Genomic DNA, 16613 nt, shown 5'->3' with positions numbered 1-16613 from the left:
CCCGGCGGCGAGCGCACGATCAGTTCGCGGCCGTCCAGCGCTTGATCCAGTCGAGCACGGTGTTGTGCCACTGCACCGAGTTCTGCGGCTTGAGCACCCAGTGGTTCTCGTCCGGGAAGTGCAGCAACTGGCTCGGGATGCCGCGCCGCTGCAGCGCCGTGAACGTGGCGATGCCCTGTTCGAGCGGAATGCGGAAGTCCTTGCCGCCCTGGATGACCAGCATCGGCACGCGCCACTTGGCGACGTGGTTGACCGGATTGAACTGCTCGTAGTGCGACGGCTGCTCGTACTGCGTGCCGCCGTGCTCCCATTCGTCGAACCACAGTTCTTCGGTCGAATAGGCCATCGAGCGGTTGTCGAACACGCCGTCGTGGTTGACCAGCGCCTTCCACGGCTGGCTCCAGTTGCCGGCGATCCAGTTGATCATGTAGCCGCCATAGCTGGCGCCGAGCGCGGCGGCGCGGGTTTCGTCGAGGAAATCGTACTTGGCGAGGGCTGCGGCATAACCCTTCTGCAGATCCTCCAGCGGACGGTCGCCCCAGTGGCCGGAGATCGCGTCGGTGAACGCCTGGCCGTAGCCGGTGGAACCGTGGAAGTCGATGAACACGACGGCGAAGCCGGCGCCGGCGTAGGTCTGCGGGTTCCAGCGGTAGTGGAAGTGGTTGCCCATGCTGCCCTGCGGGCCACCGTGGATGATGAACGCCACCGGGTACTTCTTGCCCGCTTCATAGCCCACCGGCTTGACCACGTGGCCATAGACGGTTTCGTTGTTCCAGCCCTTGAAACTGAACTGCTCGAAGCTGCCGAATGCGAGATTTTCCAGCGTCTGCGCGTTGTGCTGGGTCAGCGCCAGCGGCGCGCTGCCGGACAGCTTGACCTTGTACAGCTGCGTCGGCCCGGCCAGCGTGTTCGACGCGATGATCACGGCATCGCGGGCCAGCGCGAACCCTTCGACCCAGCCTTCGCCGGTCAGCGCCTTGACCTTGCCGGACGAGACTTCGACCGAGAACACGCGGTGCTGGCCGAGGTCGTCGGCGGCGGTGTAGAGCTTGCGACCATCCGGCGAGAACACGAGGCTGTCGGCCGAACGATCCCACTTCGGCGCCAGTTCGCGCGCCGGACCAAGTTCGCCGGTCTTGCCGATGTCGCGGACGATGATGCCGAAGCGATCGGCCTCGAAGCCCGGGCGCTTCATCGCGCGATAGGCCAGCAGCTTGCCGTCCGGCGACACGACCGGGCCGGTGTCCCAGGCCGGGTTGTCGGCGGTCAGGTTTTCCGGCGTCGTCGAACCATCGGCGGCGACGCGGAACAGGTCGAAGTTCGTGCTCCACGGCTCGGTCTTGCCGGCGATGCGGGCGCTGTAGATCACCTGCCGGCCGTCCGGCGTGAAGGTGATTTCCTCGTCGCCGCCGAACGGCTTCGACGGTACGTCGCCATCGATGCCGCGGCTCAACCACTGGGCATTGCCGGTGGCGATGCCGCGCTCGGTAAGCTGATAGGCGAACAGCTGCGAACGGGTGCCGTCCTTCCACGTGTCCCAGTGGCGGATGAACAGCTTGTCGTACAGCACGCCGGTGTTCTTCTGCGCGTTGACCGCGTCGAGACGCTGCTTGGTCGCCGCCAGATCGGTGCCGAGTTCCGGGAAGACGTCGGCCGCGATCGCGATGCGATCCCCGGTCGGCGACAGCACGAAGGTGCCGACATCGAGCGGCAGCGCGGTGACGGCCTGCGCTTCGCCGCCGGACAGGTCGAGCTTCCACACCTGCTGGCTGCCGCTGCGGGTCGACAGGAAATAGAGATCGCCATTCGCGGCCCAGCGCGGGCTGTGCGACGAGCCAGTGCCGCCGGTCAACCGGCGCGTGGTGTTCGATTCCAGATCGTGCAGCCAGATCGCCTGCACGCCCTTGTTGGCGTCGTAGTCGGTCGTGCGCAAGGTGTAGGCGATCAGCCGGCCATTCGGCGCGACCCGCGGGTCGGACACGCGCTCCAGACGCACCAGCGCCTCGGCAGTGAACGGTGTCGGCGCGGCGGCAGCGGCGGGCGTGGTGGTCATCAGGGCAGTGAGACTCAAGGCAGCCAGCGCGAGTCGGGCGAGCGCCGGCGTGTGGGGACGGGACATTTCAGACTCCATTCAAAAGAAGGCAGGAAGCAGGATCAGGCTTGCGCCGTTGCCCCGCCGGACGCCGTGGCGGCGCGGTACAGCAGCCCGCCAACGACGGCGAGCACGACCAGACCGACGAACTGGCCGAACTGGAACGGGGCCGGCAGCGCGAGGATGTCGCCACGGCCGGAAATGACGATCGGTATCGCGATGATGATGCCCATCAGCGCCTCTCCGGTGATCAGGCCGGCCGAGAACAGCGTGCCCGGACGATGGATGCGGTCGCGCGCTTCCTCGTCCTGAGCGTCGACCTTGTGGTGGCGCTCGACCAGATGCGACAGCAGACCGCCGAGGAAGATCGGCACCATCAGTTCCAGCGGCAGGTAGATGCCGATCGCCGCGCCCAGCACCGGCACGCGGAAGTGCGAGCCGCGCGCCTTGAGCCATGAATCGAGCGCGATGATCACCGCGCCGACCGCCGCACCGATCGCGATGAAGTTCCACGGCAGCTCGCCGCCGAACATGCCCTTGGCGACCGAGGCCATCAGGTTCGCCTGCGGTGCGGCCAGCGCGTTCGGATGCTCCGGCGTCGGCGCGCCGATGCCGTAGGCCGTGGCCAGCAGGTTCAGCACCGGCGCCATCACCAGCGCACAGGAAAACGCGCCGATGCCGAGCATCAGCTGCTGCTTCCACGGCGTGGCGCCGACCAGATAGCCGGCCTTCAGGTCCTGCAGGTTGTCGCCACCGACCGAGGCGGCACAGCAGACCACCGCGCCGATCATGATCGCGGCGACCGCGCCGATCGGCGAGTTCTTGCCGAGCAGCAGGATCAGGACCAGCGAGGCGAACAGGATCGTGGCGATGGTGATGCCGGACACCGGATTGTTCGACGAGCCGACCAGCCCGGCGAGATAGCCCGACACCGACACGAACAGGAAGCCGGCAACGATCATGATCAGGGTCATCGGAATGCTGACCAGCCAGTCGTTGACGATGGCCTGATACAGCAGCGCCAGCGGAATGGTGAACACGACGAGCGCGATCAGCATCCACTTCATCGGCAGATCGCGGTCGACTTCGGCGATCACCGTGCCCGTGGTGTTCTTGCGCGCGGCGGCCAAGCCGGACTTGATGCCGGAGGCCAGCGACTTGCGCAGGCTGAACAGGGTCCAGATGCCGCCGATCAGCATTGCGCCGACGCCGAGATAGCGGATCTTCGCCGACCAGATCGCATAGCCGAGGTCTTCGGCGCCGAGGGTCGCAACCTTCGCCGCCAGCGCCGGATCGGTGTCGAGGAAGAACGCGTGGTAGATCGGGATCGCGAACTGCCAGCTCAGCACGCTGCCACCGACGACGACGATGCCGACATTCAAGCCCACGATGTAGCCGACGCCGAGCAGCGCCGGCGACAGGTTGGTGCCCATGAACGCGAAGAACTTGCCGATGAAGGTCGCTCCGATCGCGGTATCCGGAATCAGTTTCAGGCCGCTGGCTGCGGCGAGCTTGATGAAGGCACCGAGGCCTCCGGCAAAGGCCAAGGTCTTCACGCCCTGCCCCGGGTTCTCGCCCGCCTTCAGCACTTCCGCTGCTGCCTTGCCTTCGGGGAATGCCAGCGGCTCCTCGACGATCATCGTGCGGCGCAGCGGTACCGAGAACAGCACGCCGAGAAGGCCGCCAAGGCCGGCGATGGCCAGCACCCAGGAGTAGCGGAAGTCCTGCCAGTAGCCGAGGATGATCAGCGCCGGGATGGTGAAGATCACGCCCGCGGCGATCGACGATCCGGCCGAGGCGCCGGTCTGCACGATGTTGTTTTCGAGGATCGTGCCGCCACCGAGCGTGCGCAGCACCGCCATCGACACCACCGCCGCCGGAATCGCGGTGGCGATGGTCAGGCCGGCGAACAGGCCGAGATAGGCGTTGGCCGCGGCGAGGATCATCGCGAGGATGACCGACAGCACGACGGCGCGGACGGTCAATTGGGGAACGGGAGCAACTGCGCTCATGGCGGTCTCGGCAGGATTTCGGGACGATCCGCCGCGCATTCGGGCCGGAATCGAAGGATCGCCGATTGTGCCACGCAGGCGGCGGAATTCAGACGCAGGCCCCGGAAACGCGAAAGCCGCCGGGCGCGGGGCACGGCGGCTTCCGGAAAGCCGATCGGTCTATCGGGTCGCGGGCACGAGCAGCAGTCGGTCGATGTCGGCCAGATCGGCTTCGGTCAGCCGGCCGGCCTGCTGCTTCAGGGTCAGCACGCTCAGCAGGTAGTCGTAGCGGCTCTGGTAGTACGTGCGCTGGGCGATGTACAGGTTGCGCAGCGTGTTCAGCACGTCGACTTCGGTGCGGGTGCCGACCTGCAGACCGACCTGGCTCGATTCCAGCGCCGTCCGGTTCGACTTCACCGCCTGCAGATTCGCCTTGACGCTGGCGATGCCGGAGATCACGCCCTGATAGGCGTCGCGGGTCTGGCGTTCGATCGAGCGCTTCGAGCCTTCAACCTGCGCCAGCGACTGATCGCGCGTCGCTGCGGCCTGGCGGACCTGCGACTGGGTCAGGCCGCCGCTGAAGATCGGCACGTTGACGCTGATGCCGATGCTGCTGCGCGAGGTGTTCGGGTTGCTCTGGAACGAGTTCTGGTTCTCGCCGTAGCTGCCATCGATGCTCAGGGTCGGATAGTGGCGGGCGTAGGCAACGCCGACGGCCTTCTTGGCAACCTCGGCATTGAGCTCGGCGATCTGCAGGTCGAAATTGCTGTCGTGCGCGACCTTGAGCCAGTCGTCGACCGACACCGGATCCGGACTCGCCAGCGGGATTTCCTCGGTCAGCCCTTCCGCCGTTTCGGCGTAGCCGCCGGTGATCTCGCCCAGCGCTCGACGCGCGTTCGACAGCGTGCGCTCGGCGCCGATCAGGGTCGCCACGCTGGCGTCGAACGCCGCCTGCGCTTCCTGCACGTCGGTGATCGCGGCAAGGCCGACTTCGAAGCGCTTCTTCGCCTGCAGCATCTGGCGCTCGTTGGCGTCGCGCTCGGCCGTATTGGTGCGCACGGCATCGCTGGCCGACAGCACCGCGAAATAGGCCTGCGCGACGCGGAGGATCAGCGCCTGCTGGGCGCTGCGATACGTGGCTTCGGCGAGCGCGACCTGCGAGTCGGACTGCTTGAGCCGGCGCCAGGCCTCGAAACTCCAGATCGTCTGCGACAGCGTCACCTGATACGACAGCGCGTCGTTGCCGAAGGTGTTGACGCCGTTCTCGGTAGTCGGCGGCGGCTGGCCCGGATCGAAGATGATGACGTTCTGCTGCTCGACCCGGGTGCGGCTGCGGGCTCCGCTGGCCTGGGCATTCAGCTGCGGCAGGAATGCCGACAGGGCCTGCGGGCGCGCTTCGATCGACGCATCGCGCGCGAACTTCGCGGCGCGCAGCGTGGTGTCCTGATCAAGCGCCTTGCGGTAGGTCTCGAGCAGGTCATTGGCCAGCGCGGCGCTCGGCGCGAACGTCGGCAGCAGAAAGAATGAAGCAAGCAGGGCGCGGGCAGTGGAACGGCGCATGAATCTTCCTGGGTTTCGGGCGATGGCCGGAGCAGCGAGCGGCCGGCGAGGATAGGAATGGTCGGTGTCAGTAGCGCGGCACGGAATCGTCGATCTCGAGCGACCACGCATCGATCCCACCGCTTAGATGCGCGACGTCGACGAAACCGTTGCGCTCGAGAAAGCGGCCGGCCATCTCGCTGCGCACCCCGTGATGACATAGGACGGCGATCGGCGCCTGCGGGTTTAATTCGCCCAGGCGCGCGCCCAGTTCCGGCAGCGGGATGTTGACGGCATCGGGCAGCGCGGCGATTTCGAGCTCTTCCGGCATCCGCACGTCCAGCAGCACGGCCGTGCCGCTGTCGAGCAAGGCCTTGAAACTGGCGGTGTCGAGGTTGCGCATGGGGTTCGAACGAGTCGGCAAGGCAGCCTGAGGCCGCGGGACGGGCGCAGGTTAGCACGCGTCAAAGCCTTGTCTGCGCTGAATTTCCCGGCTTTCCGTTCAGCTTTGCCGAGCTTTACGCGTAGCCCGTCGCGCGCACGTCGAGGGGCTACTGCGAGCCGGGGTAGACCAGCCCGGCAAGCGCGCTGCGGCTGTAGACCCCGAGCTTGCGATAGACGCGGTACAGGTGATTCGCGACCGTCGACGGAGCGATGCCGATGCGCTTCGCCGCCTGCTTGAAGCTCAGTCCGTGGGCGATGGCGTAGACGATCTCGCGTTCGCGGCGGGTCAGGCGATCGAGCGGGCCGGCCTGCCACAGGTAGACGCAGCGCAACTCGTCGAACGGCTCCGTGCGGATGCACAGGCCGTCGATCACGCGGGTTTCGCCCGGCGGCGGCAGCTCGAACGGCAGCTCGTGGGCCAGCCGATGCGGGAAATGTTCGTCGAGCAGTTCGACGAAACGCGGCATGACCTCGTGCAGCGCGCCCGTGCGATCGACCGCCGCGGCGGCGCTTTCGATCGGCCGCTCGCTGGTGGCTCGCGACAGATGCAGGAAAAAGGCGTGCGACGCGGCGTTGAACAGGTGGAACATCACCCGCGCCTGCCGCGCGTGCTCGTCGCTGCTGAACGGCCGGCCGCGATCGAAGCGGTACAGCGAGACCAGCGAGTAAAGGCCGCTGCGGGCATCGACATGACCGGTGCTCAGGATGCGCTGGATCCCGTACGGCGCGAACGTGCGGCGGTAGATGTCGGAGCTGAAGAAGCGCTCGTCATCGAGCACGGACTGCATGTCGACCGGCCGCCCGAGCTGCCGCAGCAGCGCCGGCACGATCGGGTTGATCGCGTGCGTCGCTTCCAGACGCTGCGGGAAATCGCCCGGCAGGTCGATGATGCTGCAGGTGTGGAAGCGCATCGTACGGACCGTGCCGGTGCCCCAGATCGCGGCGTCGAACGGGATGCACTGGCGCAGCTGCTGCAGCGCCCAGGCGCGGAAGCCGCCGGACGGCAGCGCCAACCCGGCGCGATACAGCCGGCCGATGAAGCGATCGAACGGATCGACGCTGTCCGTGGCCGGGTCGACATCGTCGCGAGCTAGCGGATCCTCCATTCGGCGTTCGTCGGTCGGCGGTTGAAGCGGGCGGTGGACGATGAACTGCGGCGGTCGGCGATCGTCGCCGACCCGCCTCGCACAAGGCTGGGCCGCATTTACCATCCTGTCTGGTGGCGGCCCGAGCATAACCTGATGCCCCGTCAAGCCCAACGCTGCATCCGCAACCGTTCATGAAATCGATCCACACCTGGCTGGCCGAGTACAGCGACAGCCATCGCAACCCGGTCAACAAGCGTCTGCACTGGCTGTGCGTGCCGCCGATCGTGCTTGCGGTGTTCGCGTTCCTGCGGGCCGTGCCGGTGGGCGATGCGCTGGTCAATGCCTGCACCGTGGCCATGGTGCTGACGCTCGTCTACTACGCGCTGCTGTCGTGGCGGCTGGCGCTCGGCATGGTGCCGGTGCTGGCGGCGGTGCTGCTGATCGTCGAGACCAGTTTCGACGCGCTCGGCGGCGCCTTCGTGCCCGTGATGGCGGCCGTGTTCGTGCTGGCCTGGGTCGGCCAGTTCGTCGGCCATCAGGTCGAAGGCAAGAAGCCGTCGTTCTTCAAGGACGTGCAGTTCCTGATGATCGGGCCGCTGTGGCTGCTGGCACACGTCTACCGGCGCGCCAACCTCGCCGTGGCTCCGGCCGCCGGCACCTGAACCGGGCGGCCGCGCGCCGTCACCCGTGCGGACGGCGGAATTCGTTCGCCAACAAGGCCTTGCCGCGCTCGGTACGGTATCGCTCAGGCCGCGTTCATGTTCAGCGTCTATCCTTCGGCATCAGGTTGCTGACGGCCCGCGAACACGCGCCGGCTGCCGCGGTCTGATCCGGACGCCCCCGTCCGCCAAAAACAAAAGGTGAACCATGACGCTCAAGAAACTGATCGCAGTCGCAGGCTCGATGATGCTGACGCTCGGCGCCGGCCTGATTCCGGCCGCCCACGCGCAGAACGAGACCAGCGAGCCCGCCATCGAACAGGGCAAGGCCGGCGGCGACGTGCCGCAGGAAACCTTCACCCAGGAAGAAACCGTCGCGGCGGCCGAGAAGTTCTTCGGCGGCACCAGCAGCGGCCTGGCGAAGGCGATCGAGAAGGCTTTCTCGAAACTCGGCCGCCCGGTCGGCTACATCATCGGCAATGAAGGCTCGGGCGCCTTCGTCGTCGGCCTGCGCTACGGCGAAGGCAATCTCGTCTACAAGGGCGGTGGCTCGACCAAGGTGTACTGGCAGGGTCCGTCGGTCGGCTGGGACATCGGCGGCAATGCCTCGAAGGTGTTCACGCTGGTCTATGACCTGCACTGGACCAAGGATCTGTACCAGCGCTTCCCGGGTGTCGACGGCAGCCTGTACATCGTCGCCGGCGTCGGCCTGAACTATCAGCGCGCCTCCGGCATCACGCTGGCGCCGATCCGTACCGGTGTCGGCCTGCGCGCCGGTGCCAATGTCGGCTACCTGAGCTACACCCGCGAAAAGACGCTGAACCCGTTCTGATCGGCGGCTTCCGGACCGAAAAAGCCGCCGCTGCGCTCGCAGCGGCGGCTTTTTTGTTGCGCGCTACCAGGCCTCAGGCCAGCGCGATGGCGACGCGCTGCAGCAGTTCGGCGACATCGCTTTCGTCGTGGTACAGCCCGAAACCGATCCGCAGACGATCGTCGCGATAGTCGGCAATCACTTCGCGCGCCTTGAGCTTCGCGTTGATCGCGCCGGCGGCCGGCGTGCGAAAGGTCAGGAAGTTGCCGCGAGGCTGGCCGCGGCCCGGAATCAGCTGGGCAACATTCAGGACCGGCAGCTGCAGCTTGGCCAGACCGTCGAGAAACAGGTCCTGCAGCGCCGCCACGCGAGCGTGGATGCGCGCCGGCGTCAGCTTCTGCGCGTGCAGCCAGTCCATCACGGCATTCAGCCGGTACAGCGCGGTCGCGTCGTATGTCGCTCCGAGCATGCGAAGCCCGCCATCGGCATAGCCGACCTGGACCGGCCCGGTGCTCAGTTCGGCAAAGCCGGCGAACCAGCCGGTGTCGACCGGTCGCATCGCCTGCCCGTCCGGACAATGGATGAAGGCGTTGCCCTCGCCGGTCATCGCGTACTTGTAGCCACCGCTGAGATAGAAGGCGCGATGGGCGATCGCCGACAGGTCGGTGTGCACCGCCATGTAGCCGTGATAGCCGTCGATCAGGATCAGCGTCTCCGGATCGCGCACGGCGGCGACGATCGACGCCAGCTCGTGCACCAGCCAGCCGCTGTTGAAGAAGCACTGGCTGAAGTAGACGAGGTCGTGGCCACCGCGGGCGGCGGCAGCCGAGAAGCGCTCGGCGAAGCTCGCGAACGGCTCGGCGGCGATGCGTTCTACCGTCACCATGCCGGCTTCCTCGAAGCGCTGCATCTGGCGATTGAAACTGTGGAACTCAGCGTCGGTGGTCAGCACGCGGATCGGCTTGCGCTCGATCGTCGACATCACCCGCATGAACAGCTCGTGGGTATTGCCGGCGAAGCAGATCGTGTCCGGCTTCGGCAGATGCAGGACGTTCGCGACGTGCGCCTGCGCCGCCGGAATGACCTCGCCGAAGATGCGATCCCACTTGCCGTCGATCAGCTCGGCGGCGTCGAGCCAGGCCTGCATCTGGGCGTCGAAGCTGACATCGGGCCACGGATGATGGCTGTGCGCCGAGACATGCAGGCGCTGCGGCCGGGCCGTGAGGAATCGCGAAAAGTGCAGCTTCCAGGAATGGTTCATGGGATGGGGAGGTGAGCGGCGGGCTACAGCGACTTCACGAAATGGAACGACGTGATCTGCACGCCCTCGCGGAAATAAAACTTGTGCGCCATCAGCCGCGGCGTGCCGGAATCGAGCGTCAGCTGCGTGCAGCCGGCCTCGCGCGCCCGCGACTCGCACCAGCCGAGCAGCGCCTTGCCGACACCGGTCGAGCGGCAGGCGGAATCGGTGACCAGATCGTCGATGTACAGCTCGCTGCGGGAGAAGGTCTTTTCGAGAATGCGCCAGACCGCCAGTCCCTGCACCGCGTTGCCGTCGGTGGCGACGATCATCCGGCCGCCGCTGGCGAACACGCGGCGCATCTGGCCGTAGTAGTCCGGCATCAGCTGCGGCCGCAATTGCCGATGCACCGATTCGGCGCGGATCAGCCAGGTTTCGGCGACGATGCGGCCATCGGCGCTGGTGATTTCGAGGATGTCGGACATGGGAATCTCCAGGTGCTCCGCAGTCTCGCGTTCCGCGGCAGCGGCTGCAAATACCGCGGGTACTCGGTACCCGCTGGTCGCGGCTCCCGATGACACGTTCCGTCGCGGCCTCCCGCCGGTCGTCCGCCGATGACGCCGCCGGCCCGCGCACCGAACGAGCGCGCCCGTCTGTGGTCTGATCGATGCTGCTGCTATAGTCCCCGCAGCTTCGATGGTTCCCAAGTAGCTGATTTTACTTTTATTTTACAAGGAGCGAGCGATGAACACCCCGAACAAGTTCCCCGGTCTGCCCGTCACCGGCAGCGCCACGCGGCGCGGCTCGGTGTCGGAACTGCTGGCCACGCACACCGTCCTGCGCAACACCTATCTGCTGCTGTCGGCCACGCTGGTGTTCTCGGCGCTGATGGCCGGACTGGCGACGATGCTGAACGTCGGCCGGATCAACCCGCTGCTGAGCTTCGCCGGCATGATCGGCCTGCTGTTCTGGGTGCAGGCTGCCCGCAACAGCGCGATGGGTCTGGTCGCCGTGTTCGCGTTCACCGGCTTCGTCGGCTTCATCACCGGCCCGATCGTGTCGATGTATGCCCGCGCCTTCCCGAACGGCAGCGAGCTGGTGATGACCGCGCTCGGCGGCACCGGCGCGATCTTCCTCGCGCTGTCGGCCTACGCGATGATCAGTCGCCGCGATTTCTCGCGGATGGGCAGCTTCCTCGTGATCGGCGCGGTGGTGCTGATGGTGGCGTCGATCGCCAACATCTTCCTGCACATCGCCGGCCTGCAACTGGCCGTGTCGGCGGCGGCGATGGTCGTGTTCTCGGGCTTCATGCTCTATGACACGGGTCGCATCCTCGATGGCGGCGAGACCAACTACATCAGCGCCACCGTCGGCCTGTACCTGAACATCTACAACGTGTTCATGAGCCTGCTGAGCATCCTGGGCTTCGCCAATCGCGACGATTGATCGCGACCGTGGTCCAATGAAAACCCCGCCTCGCGCGGGGTTTTCTTTTGGGCGCCGCCCTTTCACCCGCTGTCGGAACCTTCCGGATGAACCTCGTGATCCTCGCGCAGACCGCCGGTCTGCTGCTGCTGTCGAACCTGTTCATGACCTATGCCTGGTACGGGCATCTGAAGACGCTGCACGACAAGCCGATCTACATCGCGGTGCTGCTCAGCTGGGGCATCGCGCTGTTCGAATATGCGCTGATGGTGCCGGCGAATCGCATCGGCTTCGGCAGCTTGAGCCTGGCCCAGCTCAAGATCCTGCAGGAAGTGATCACGCTGGCGGTGTTCGTGCCGTTCGCGTTGATCTTCATGAAGCAGCCGCTGAAGCTGGATTTCCTGTGGGCCGCGTTGTGCATGTGCGGCGCGGTCTACTTCATTTTCCGCTGAGCCGGCGGCTTGGCCACGGCCGGCTGCGGCGTGGTGCGAATCGCCCGAACGGTGCGGCCGCCGGTGCGCACCGCCAGCAGCGTGAACGACAGGGCGCCAAACACCGCGAACAGGCTCAGCCAGCGCGCGAACGACGGCGGCGGCGGCGTCATCTGACCGGCCGTGCCGTCAACCAGCGCCGACAGCCCGTAGCGCGCCACGCGGTCATGGCCCCGCTCGAAATCCTGGTGCCGGCGACCGGCGTTGAAGCGGATCCGCGCGACCAGCGCCTCGGCCGCATGTCGCGCTGTTGCCAGCTGCGCCGCGTTCGCGATCAGGTTCAGCGCGAGATAACCCTCGCGCCCGAGGATCACCGTGTTCAGGTTGATCGTCGCGGCATCGGTCGCCGTGTCCGCCGTGGTCGCGGCCGACCATGACAGGCGCTGCGTCGCGGCATCGTAGGTCGGCACGTCGAGCCAGCCGCTGACCGCCAGCGGCGGCAGGCCCAGGACCGTGCGCCGGGCATTGCCGGCAGCCGTGCCACGCTTCAGCGCCGCCAGCAGGGCATCCGGCTGCCAGCCGCGGGCATCGTTGTCGTCGACATGGCCCGCGGCGATGTAGTCCACCGTCATCATCCACGCCGGTTCGCCCATCGGCAGGATCAGGCCGATCAGGCCGGAGCCGGTGTCATTGCCGAGCGCCGCCATCAGCGCCGTGGCCTCGTCCGCCGCGACGAAGCCGTGGCCATCCGGCAGTTCGAGTCGCGCCTGATCCTGCAGCAGGATGGTCTGCGGGCCGGGCAGCATCGCGGTGCGCGCGCGCAGCCAGGCCTGTTCGACTCCGACCGCAGCGTTGGCCGCACCGTCGGCCGCGCCGGCGGGCGGCGGCAGGGTCGCGATCGGCAGCGCGAACAGCACGGCGAACAGGCTCGCCAGCAGGGGACGAGTTGCCGAAAGCGCCGGCCATCGCGGGTGAAACAGCGTCATCGTAGTGCTCCTTTGCCCCCGCAACGGCGCGGTTTCCGGCACGAATGCCCATGACGATAGACCGTCGCCGGCGCGGGAACCTTGAACGGCCTCACGCTGCCGGCGCGAAGCGTGACGTACTGCCCGCCCGCTACACTCTCGAACAACTTCTAACGACGGAATCCAACCCCTTGTTCCAGGAATATCGGCAATACGATGGCACCGGTCTGGCCGAACTGGTCGCCCGCGGCGACGTCAGCCCGGCCGAGCTGCTGGCCGCGGCACAGGCCCGCGCGGCGGAAGTCGAGCCGCGCCTGAACACCATCGGCATACCGATGGACGAGATCGCCGAACGGCGTCTGCACGAGCCGCTGTCCGGCCCGTTCGCCGGCGTGCCGTTCCTGATCAAGGACATCGCCCAGCACTACGCCGGCGTGCCGACGACCGCCGGCAGCCGGGCGCTGCGCAATTGGGTGCCGGCGGTCACGTCGGAAGTGGTGCTGCGCTTCCTGCGCGCCGGCACCGTGATCTTCGGCAAGACCACGACGCCGGAGCTGGCGCTGAAGGGCTGCACCGAATCGCTGCTGTTCGGGCCGACCCGCAATCCGTGGAACCCCGAGCGCACGCCGGGTGGCTCGTCCGGCGGCGCGGCGGCGGCCGTCGCGGCCGGCATCGTGCCGATGGCCAGCGCGTCCGACGGCGGCGGCTCGATCCGCATTCCGGCCTCGTACTGCGGCCTGTTCGGCCTGCGCCCGGGTCGCGGCCGCGTGCCGCCGGGGCCGACGCACGACGAGTTCTGGGAAGGCGCGTCGAGCGAGCACGTGCTGACCGTCTCGGTCCGCGATTCGGCGCGGATGCTCGATGCCATCAACGGTCCGGACGAAGGCTGCTCGTTCCGCATTGCCCCGCCGGAGCGCCCGTACGCCAACGAGGTCGGCCGCGATCCGGGCCGGCTGCGCATCGGCTTCAGCATCGCCAACCCGATCGGCCAGCCGATCGATGCCGATTCCGTGCTGGCCGTGCGCAATGCCGCGGCCCTGCTGGCAAGCCTCGGCCACCATGTCGAGGAAGCCGCGCCGGACATCGACGGCCGGGCGCTGGCCCGCTGCTACCTGACGATGTACTACGGCCAGACCGCCGCCTCGGTCGCCGACGCGCAGGCCAAGGTCGGCGCCAGCGAGAAGGAGTTCGAGCTCGAAACGCGGGCACTGGCACTGTTCGGCCGCAGCCTCAACGCGGGCGAATACGTGTCGCGGCGCAAGGAATGGAACACTTTCCAGCGCGCGCTGGGGCGCTTCCACCGCCAGTACGACCTGTACCTGACCCCCACCGTCGCGCAGCCGGCCGCCGGCATTGGCGAGCAGGATCCGCCGCTGGCCGAGCGCCTCGCGCTGCAGGCGATCCTGAAGCTCGGCGCCGGTCGCGCCGTGCTGAAAAGCGGCCTGATCGACCAGATCACCGACAAGAGTCTCGGCCGCGTGCCGTTCACGCAGCTGTCGAACCTGACGTTCACGCCGAGCATGTCGGTGCCGCTGCACATGGATCGCAACGGCATGCCGGTCGGCGTGCAGTTCATCGCCGCGTCCGGCGGCGAAGGGCTGCTGATTCGCCTGGCCTCGCAGCTGGAACAGGCAGCGCCGTGGGCACAGCGCCGGCCGGCGATCTGATGCTCGACACGGCCGCACCGGCGCAACCGATGTTCCGAATCAAGCGCAACCGCGCGGCACTGGCATCGTCCGTGCGGCGGCGTTAGCGTGCAGCCCATCCCTAGACGGCCCGTGCCGGGCCAGAGCCTGATGCCATGACGCCCCCGTTCAATCTTCCATTCAAGCTGCTGATCACAGGAGCCGCAATGCTGTTCACCGCTGCCGCCGGCCTCGCCGGTCCCGCGTCCGCCGGCGGTGCACCGACCGCGGCCGACGATCCTTACCTGTGGCTCGAAGCGGTCGACGATTCCAAAGCGCTGGACTGGGTCCGCGCCCGAAACAGCGTGTCGCAGAAGGAACTGGAAGCCTCGCCCGATTTCAAGCCGATCCATGAGCGGCTGCTCGCGATCCTCGACTCCAATGCGCGAATTCCGTTCGCGACCAAGATCGGCGCGCACTACTACAACTTCTGGCGCGATGCGCGCTCGGTGCGCGGCGTCTGGCGCCGCACCACGCTCGACGAATACCGCAAGAAGGACCCAAGCTGGGAAACCGTGCTCGATCTCGACGCGCTGGCCGCGATCGAGAAGGAGAACTGGGTCTGGAAGGGCGCCGACTGCCTGCATCCGACCTACGACCGCTGCCTGCTGAAGCTGTCGCGCGGCGGCGGCGATGCCGTGGTCGTGCGCGAGTTCGACCTGAACGAACGCCGCTTCGTCGAAGGCGGTTTCACGCTGCCGGAAGCGAAGATCGACATTGCCTGGGCCGGGCGCGACCGGCTCTACGTCGGCACCGACTTCGGCCCCGGCTCGCTGACCGACAGCGGCTACGCCCGCACCGTGCGCGAGTGGAAGCGCGGCACGCCGCTCGACGATGCGCCGGAAGTGTTCGGCGGTGCGAAGGACGATGTCGGCGTCGCCCTGTTCGTGGCCGATACCGGCAGCCATCACTACGAGCTGATCCGCCGCAGCATCACGTTCTACAGCGGCGAAACGCTGCTGCGCGTCGGCGACGAGTTCGTCACGCTGAACGTGCCGCTCGATGCCGAAGTCGACATCTGGCAGGACCAGATGACGGTCAAGCTGCGGACCGACTGGGCCATCGGCGGCACCGTGCATCCCGGCGGCTCGCTGCTGATCACCGACATCGCCGGCTTCCTCGCCGGCAAGCGCGAGTTCGCGTCGCTGTTCACGCCGGGCCCTCGGAAATCGCTCGACAGCTTCGCCGGCCTCAAGTCCGCGCTGATCGTCAACGAGCTCGACAACGTGCGCAATCGCCTGTTCAAGCTGCAGAAGGTCGACGGCCGCTGGACCCGCGCCGCGATCGAGGCGCCGGCATTTGGTGCGCTCGGCGTCAGCGCGGTCGATCCCGATGAATCCGACGACTACTGGCTGACGGTGACCGATTTCCTGACGCCGACCAGCCTCTACCTCGCGTCCGCCGACAAGCCGGGCCGCGAGCTGCTGAAGTCGCTGCCGGCGTTCTTCAACACCGACGGCCTGCAGATCGCGCAGTTCGAGGCAATCTCGAAAGACGGCACCCGGGTGCCGTACTTTCAGGTGTCGAAGAAGGACGTGAAGCTCGACGGCAGCAATCCGACGCTGCTGTACGGCTACGGCGGCTTCGAGATTTCGCTGCAGCCGGCGTACAGCGCCGGCATGGGCGCGTCGTGGCTGGAACGCGGCGGCGTCTACGTGCTGGCCAACATCCGCGGCGGCGGCGAGTTCGGGCCGGATTGGCACCAGGCCGCGCTGAAGGCGAACCGCCAGCGCGCCTACGACGACTTCATCGCCATTGCGGAGGACCTGAGCAAGCGCAAGGTCACCAGCCCGAAGCACCTCGGCATTCAGGGCGGCAGCAACGGCGGCCTGCTGATGGGCGTGATGCTGACGCAGCGGCCTGACCTGTTCGGTGCCGTGGTCTGCCAGGTGCCGCTGCTCGACATGAAACGCTACAGCCATCTGCTGGCCGGGGCCTCGTGGATGGGCGAATACGGCAATCCGGACCTGCCGGAAGAGTGGGCGTGGATCTCGAAGTACTCGCCGTACCAGAACGTCAGGAAAGGCGTGAAGTACCCGCGCGCGCTGTTCACGACCTCCACCCGCGATGACCGCGTCCACCCCGGCCACGCTCGCAAGATGGCCGCGCGCATGGCCGAGCAGGGCCATGATTTCCTTTACTACGAGAACATCGAAGGCGGCCATGGCGGTGCGGCGAACAACCAGCAGCAGGCGTACATGAATGCGCTGGCGTACACGTTCTTCTGGAAGCAGTTGAAGTAG

14 protein-coding genes are annotated in these 16613 nt (G+C 67.2%); 6 read left to right on the top strand and 8 right to left on the bottom strand.

All coding sequences use genetic code 11. The features are described from left to right. Nucleotides 1–19 precede the first annotated feature (19 nt). The 5 genes from QZ951_RS02800 to QZ951_RS02780 form a co-directional block, all read right to left on the bottom strand. Nucleotides 20–2119 carry a S9 family peptidase gene (locus QZ951_RS02800; protein WP_292998330.1) on the bottom strand — a complete coding sequence of 700 codons (2100 nt, stop codon included), beginning with the start codon at nt 2117–2119 and terminating at the stop codon, nt 20–22. Nucleotides 2120–2154: 35 nt separating this feature from the next. Further along, complete coding sequence (locus tag QZ951_RS02795; RefSeq protein WP_292998328.1) at nt 2155–4104, bottom strand: OPT family oligopeptide transporter; 1950 nt, start codon at nt 4102–4104, stop codon at nt 2155–2157. Between the two features lie 159 nt (nt 4105–4263). Next, nucleotides 4264–5643: a TolC family outer membrane protein gene (locus QZ951_RS02790; RefSeq protein WP_292998326.1), complete on the bottom strand. Its 1380-nt coding sequence runs from the start codon at nt 5641–5643 to the stop codon at nt 4264–4266. A 67-nt stretch (nt 5644–5710) separates the two neighbouring features. Continuing rightward, nucleotides 5711–6025: a rhodanese-like domain-containing protein gene (locus tag QZ951_RS02785; protein ID WP_292998324.1), complete on the bottom strand. Its 315-nt coding sequence runs from the start codon at nt 6023–6025 to the stop codon at nt 5711–5713. Between the two features lie 148 nt (nt 6026–6173). After that, on the bottom strand, nt 6174–7172 hold the full coding sequence (locus QZ951_RS02780; RefSeq protein ID WP_292998322.1) for a helix-turn-helix transcriptional regulator: 999 nt from the start codon (nt 7170–7172) through the stop codon (nt 6174–6176). Between the two features lie 173 nt (nt 7173–7345). On the opposite strand from QZ951_RS02780, the gene QZ951_RS02775 reads away from it, so the two are divergent. Beyond that, nucleotides 7346–7816 (top strand): Mpo1-like protein, encoded by a 471-nt coding sequence (locus QZ951_RS02775; protein ID WP_292998320.1) that lies wholly within the window; start codon nt 7346–7348, stop codon nt 7814–7816. Between the two features lie 205 nt (nt 7817–8021). Continuing rightward, nucleotides 8022–8645, top strand: coding sequence for a DUF1134 domain-containing protein (locus QZ951_RS02770; RefSeq protein ID WP_292998318.1), 624 nt, complete (start codon nt 8022–8024; stop codon nt 8643–8645). A 73-nt stretch (nt 8646–8718) separates the two neighbouring features. On the opposite strand, the gene QZ951_RS02765 is transcribed toward QZ951_RS02770, so the two are convergent. Together QZ951_RS02765 and QZ951_RS02760 are read right to left on the bottom strand one after the other, a co-directional pair. After that, nucleotides 8719–9885, bottom strand: coding sequence for an aminotransferase class V-fold PLP-dependent enzyme (locus QZ951_RS02765; RefSeq protein WP_292998316.1), 1167 nt, complete (start codon nt 9883–9885; stop codon nt 8719–8721). 23 nt (nt 9886–9908) lie between these two features. Continuing rightward, entirely contained in the window at nt 9909–10349 is a 441-nt protein-coding gene (locus QZ951_RS02760) for a GNAT family N-acetyltransferase (protein WP_292998314.1), read from the bottom strand. Between the two features lie 259 nt (nt 10350–10608). On the opposite strand from QZ951_RS02760, the gene QZ951_RS02755 reads away from it, so the two are divergent. Together QZ951_RS02755 and QZ951_RS02750 are read left to right on the top strand one after the other, a co-directional pair. Then, the gene (locus tag QZ951_RS02755; protein ID WP_292998312.1) at nt 10609–11310 is read left to right on the top strand and encodes a Bax inhibitor-1/YccA family protein; all 702 of its coding nucleotides are present in this window, start codon (nt 10609–10611) and stop codon (nt 11308–11310) included. Between the two features lie 86 nt (nt 11311–11396). After that, complete coding sequence (locus QZ951_RS02750) at nt 11397–11741, top strand: DMT family protein (RefSeq protein WP_292998310.1); 345 nt, start codon at nt 11397–11399, stop codon at nt 11739–11741. Here QZ951_RS02750 and QZ951_RS02745 read toward each other — a convergent pair. Beyond that, nucleotides 11723–12706, bottom strand: a complete 984-nt coding sequence (locus tag QZ951_RS02745) for a DUF2167 domain-containing protein (RefSeq protein ID WP_292998308.1) — start codon at nt 12704–12706, stop codon at nt 11723–11725. The genes QZ951_RS02750 and QZ951_RS02745 overlap by 19 nt on opposite strands. A 170-nt stretch (nt 12707–12876) precedes the next feature. On the opposite strand from QZ951_RS02745, the gene QZ951_RS02740 reads away from it, so the two are divergent. Next, entirely contained in the window at nt 12877–14352 is a 1476-nt protein-coding gene (locus tag QZ951_RS02740) for an amidase (RefSeq protein WP_292998306.1), read from the top strand. A gap of 185 nt (nt 14353–14537) precedes the next feature. Then, the gene (locus QZ951_RS02735; RefSeq protein ID WP_292998304.1) at nt 14538–16613 is read left to right on the top strand and encodes a prolyl oligopeptidase family serine peptidase; all 2076 of its coding nucleotides are present in this window, start codon (nt 14538–14540) and stop codon (nt 16611–16613) included.

It is taken from the genome of Nevskia sp. (assembly GCF_021732705.1).
In the GTDB taxonomy this organism is placed as follows: Bacteria; Pseudomonadota; Gammaproteobacteria; order Nevskiales; family Nevskiaceae; genus Nevskia.
This window is presented reverse-complemented; position numbering and strand designations above follow the sequence as displayed.

What these genes read in the sequence shown, in the direction of transcription:
- QZ951_RS02765 (WP_292998316.1), bottom strand. Translation starts at nt 9,885, where the DNA reads ATGAACCATTCCTGGAAGCTGCACTTTTCGCGATTCCTCACGGCCCGG.
- QZ951_RS02800 (WP_292998330.1), bottom strand. Translation starts at nt 2,119, where the DNA reads ATGTCCCGTCCCCACACGCCGGCGCTCGCCCGACTCGCGCTGGCTGCC.
- QZ951_RS02780 (WP_292998322.1), bottom strand. Translation starts at nt 7,172, where the DNA reads ATGGAGGATCCGCTAGCTCGCGACGATGTCGACCCGGCCACGGACAGC.
- QZ951_RS02775 (WP_292998320.1), top strand. Translation starts at nt 7,346, where the DNA reads ATGAAATCGATCCACACCTGGCTGGCCGAGTACAGCGACAGCCATCGC.
- QZ951_RS02785 (WP_292998324.1), bottom strand. Translation starts at nt 6,025, where the DNA reads ATGCGCAACCTCGACACCGCCAGTTTCAAGGCCTTGCTCGACAGCGGC.
- QZ951_RS02755 (WP_292998312.1), top strand. Translation starts at nt 10,609, where the DNA reads ATGAACACCCCGAACAAGTTCCCCGGTCTGCCCGTCACCGGCAGCGCC.
- QZ951_RS02735 (WP_292998304.1), top strand. Translation starts at nt 14,538, where the DNA reads ATGCTGTTCACCGCTGCCGCCGGCCTCGCCGGTCCCGCGTCCGCCGGC.
- QZ951_RS02745 (WP_292998308.1), bottom strand. Translation starts at nt 12,706, where the DNA reads ATGACGCTGTTTCACCCGCGATGGCCGGCGCTTTCGGCAACTCGTCCC.
- QZ951_RS02795 (WP_292998328.1), bottom strand. Translation starts at nt 4,104, where the DNA reads ATGAGCGCAGTTGCTCCCGTTCCCCAATTGACCGTCCGCGCCGTCGTG.
- QZ951_RS02760 (WP_292998314.1), bottom strand. Translation starts at nt 10,349, where the DNA reads ATGTCCGACATCCTCGAAATCACCAGCGCCGATGGCCGCATCGTCGCC.
- QZ951_RS02750 (WP_292998310.1), top strand. Translation starts at nt 11,397, where the DNA reads ATGAACCTCGTGATCCTCGCGCAGACCGCCGGTCTGCTGCTGCTGTCG.
- QZ951_RS02770 (WP_292998318.1), top strand. Translation starts at nt 8,022, where the DNA reads ATGACGCTCAAGAAACTGATCGCAGTCGCAGGCTCGATGATGCTGACG.
- QZ951_RS02790 (WP_292998326.1), bottom strand. Translation starts at nt 5,643, where the DNA reads ATGCGCCGTTCCACTGCCCGCGCCCTGCTTGCTTCATTCTTTCTGCTG.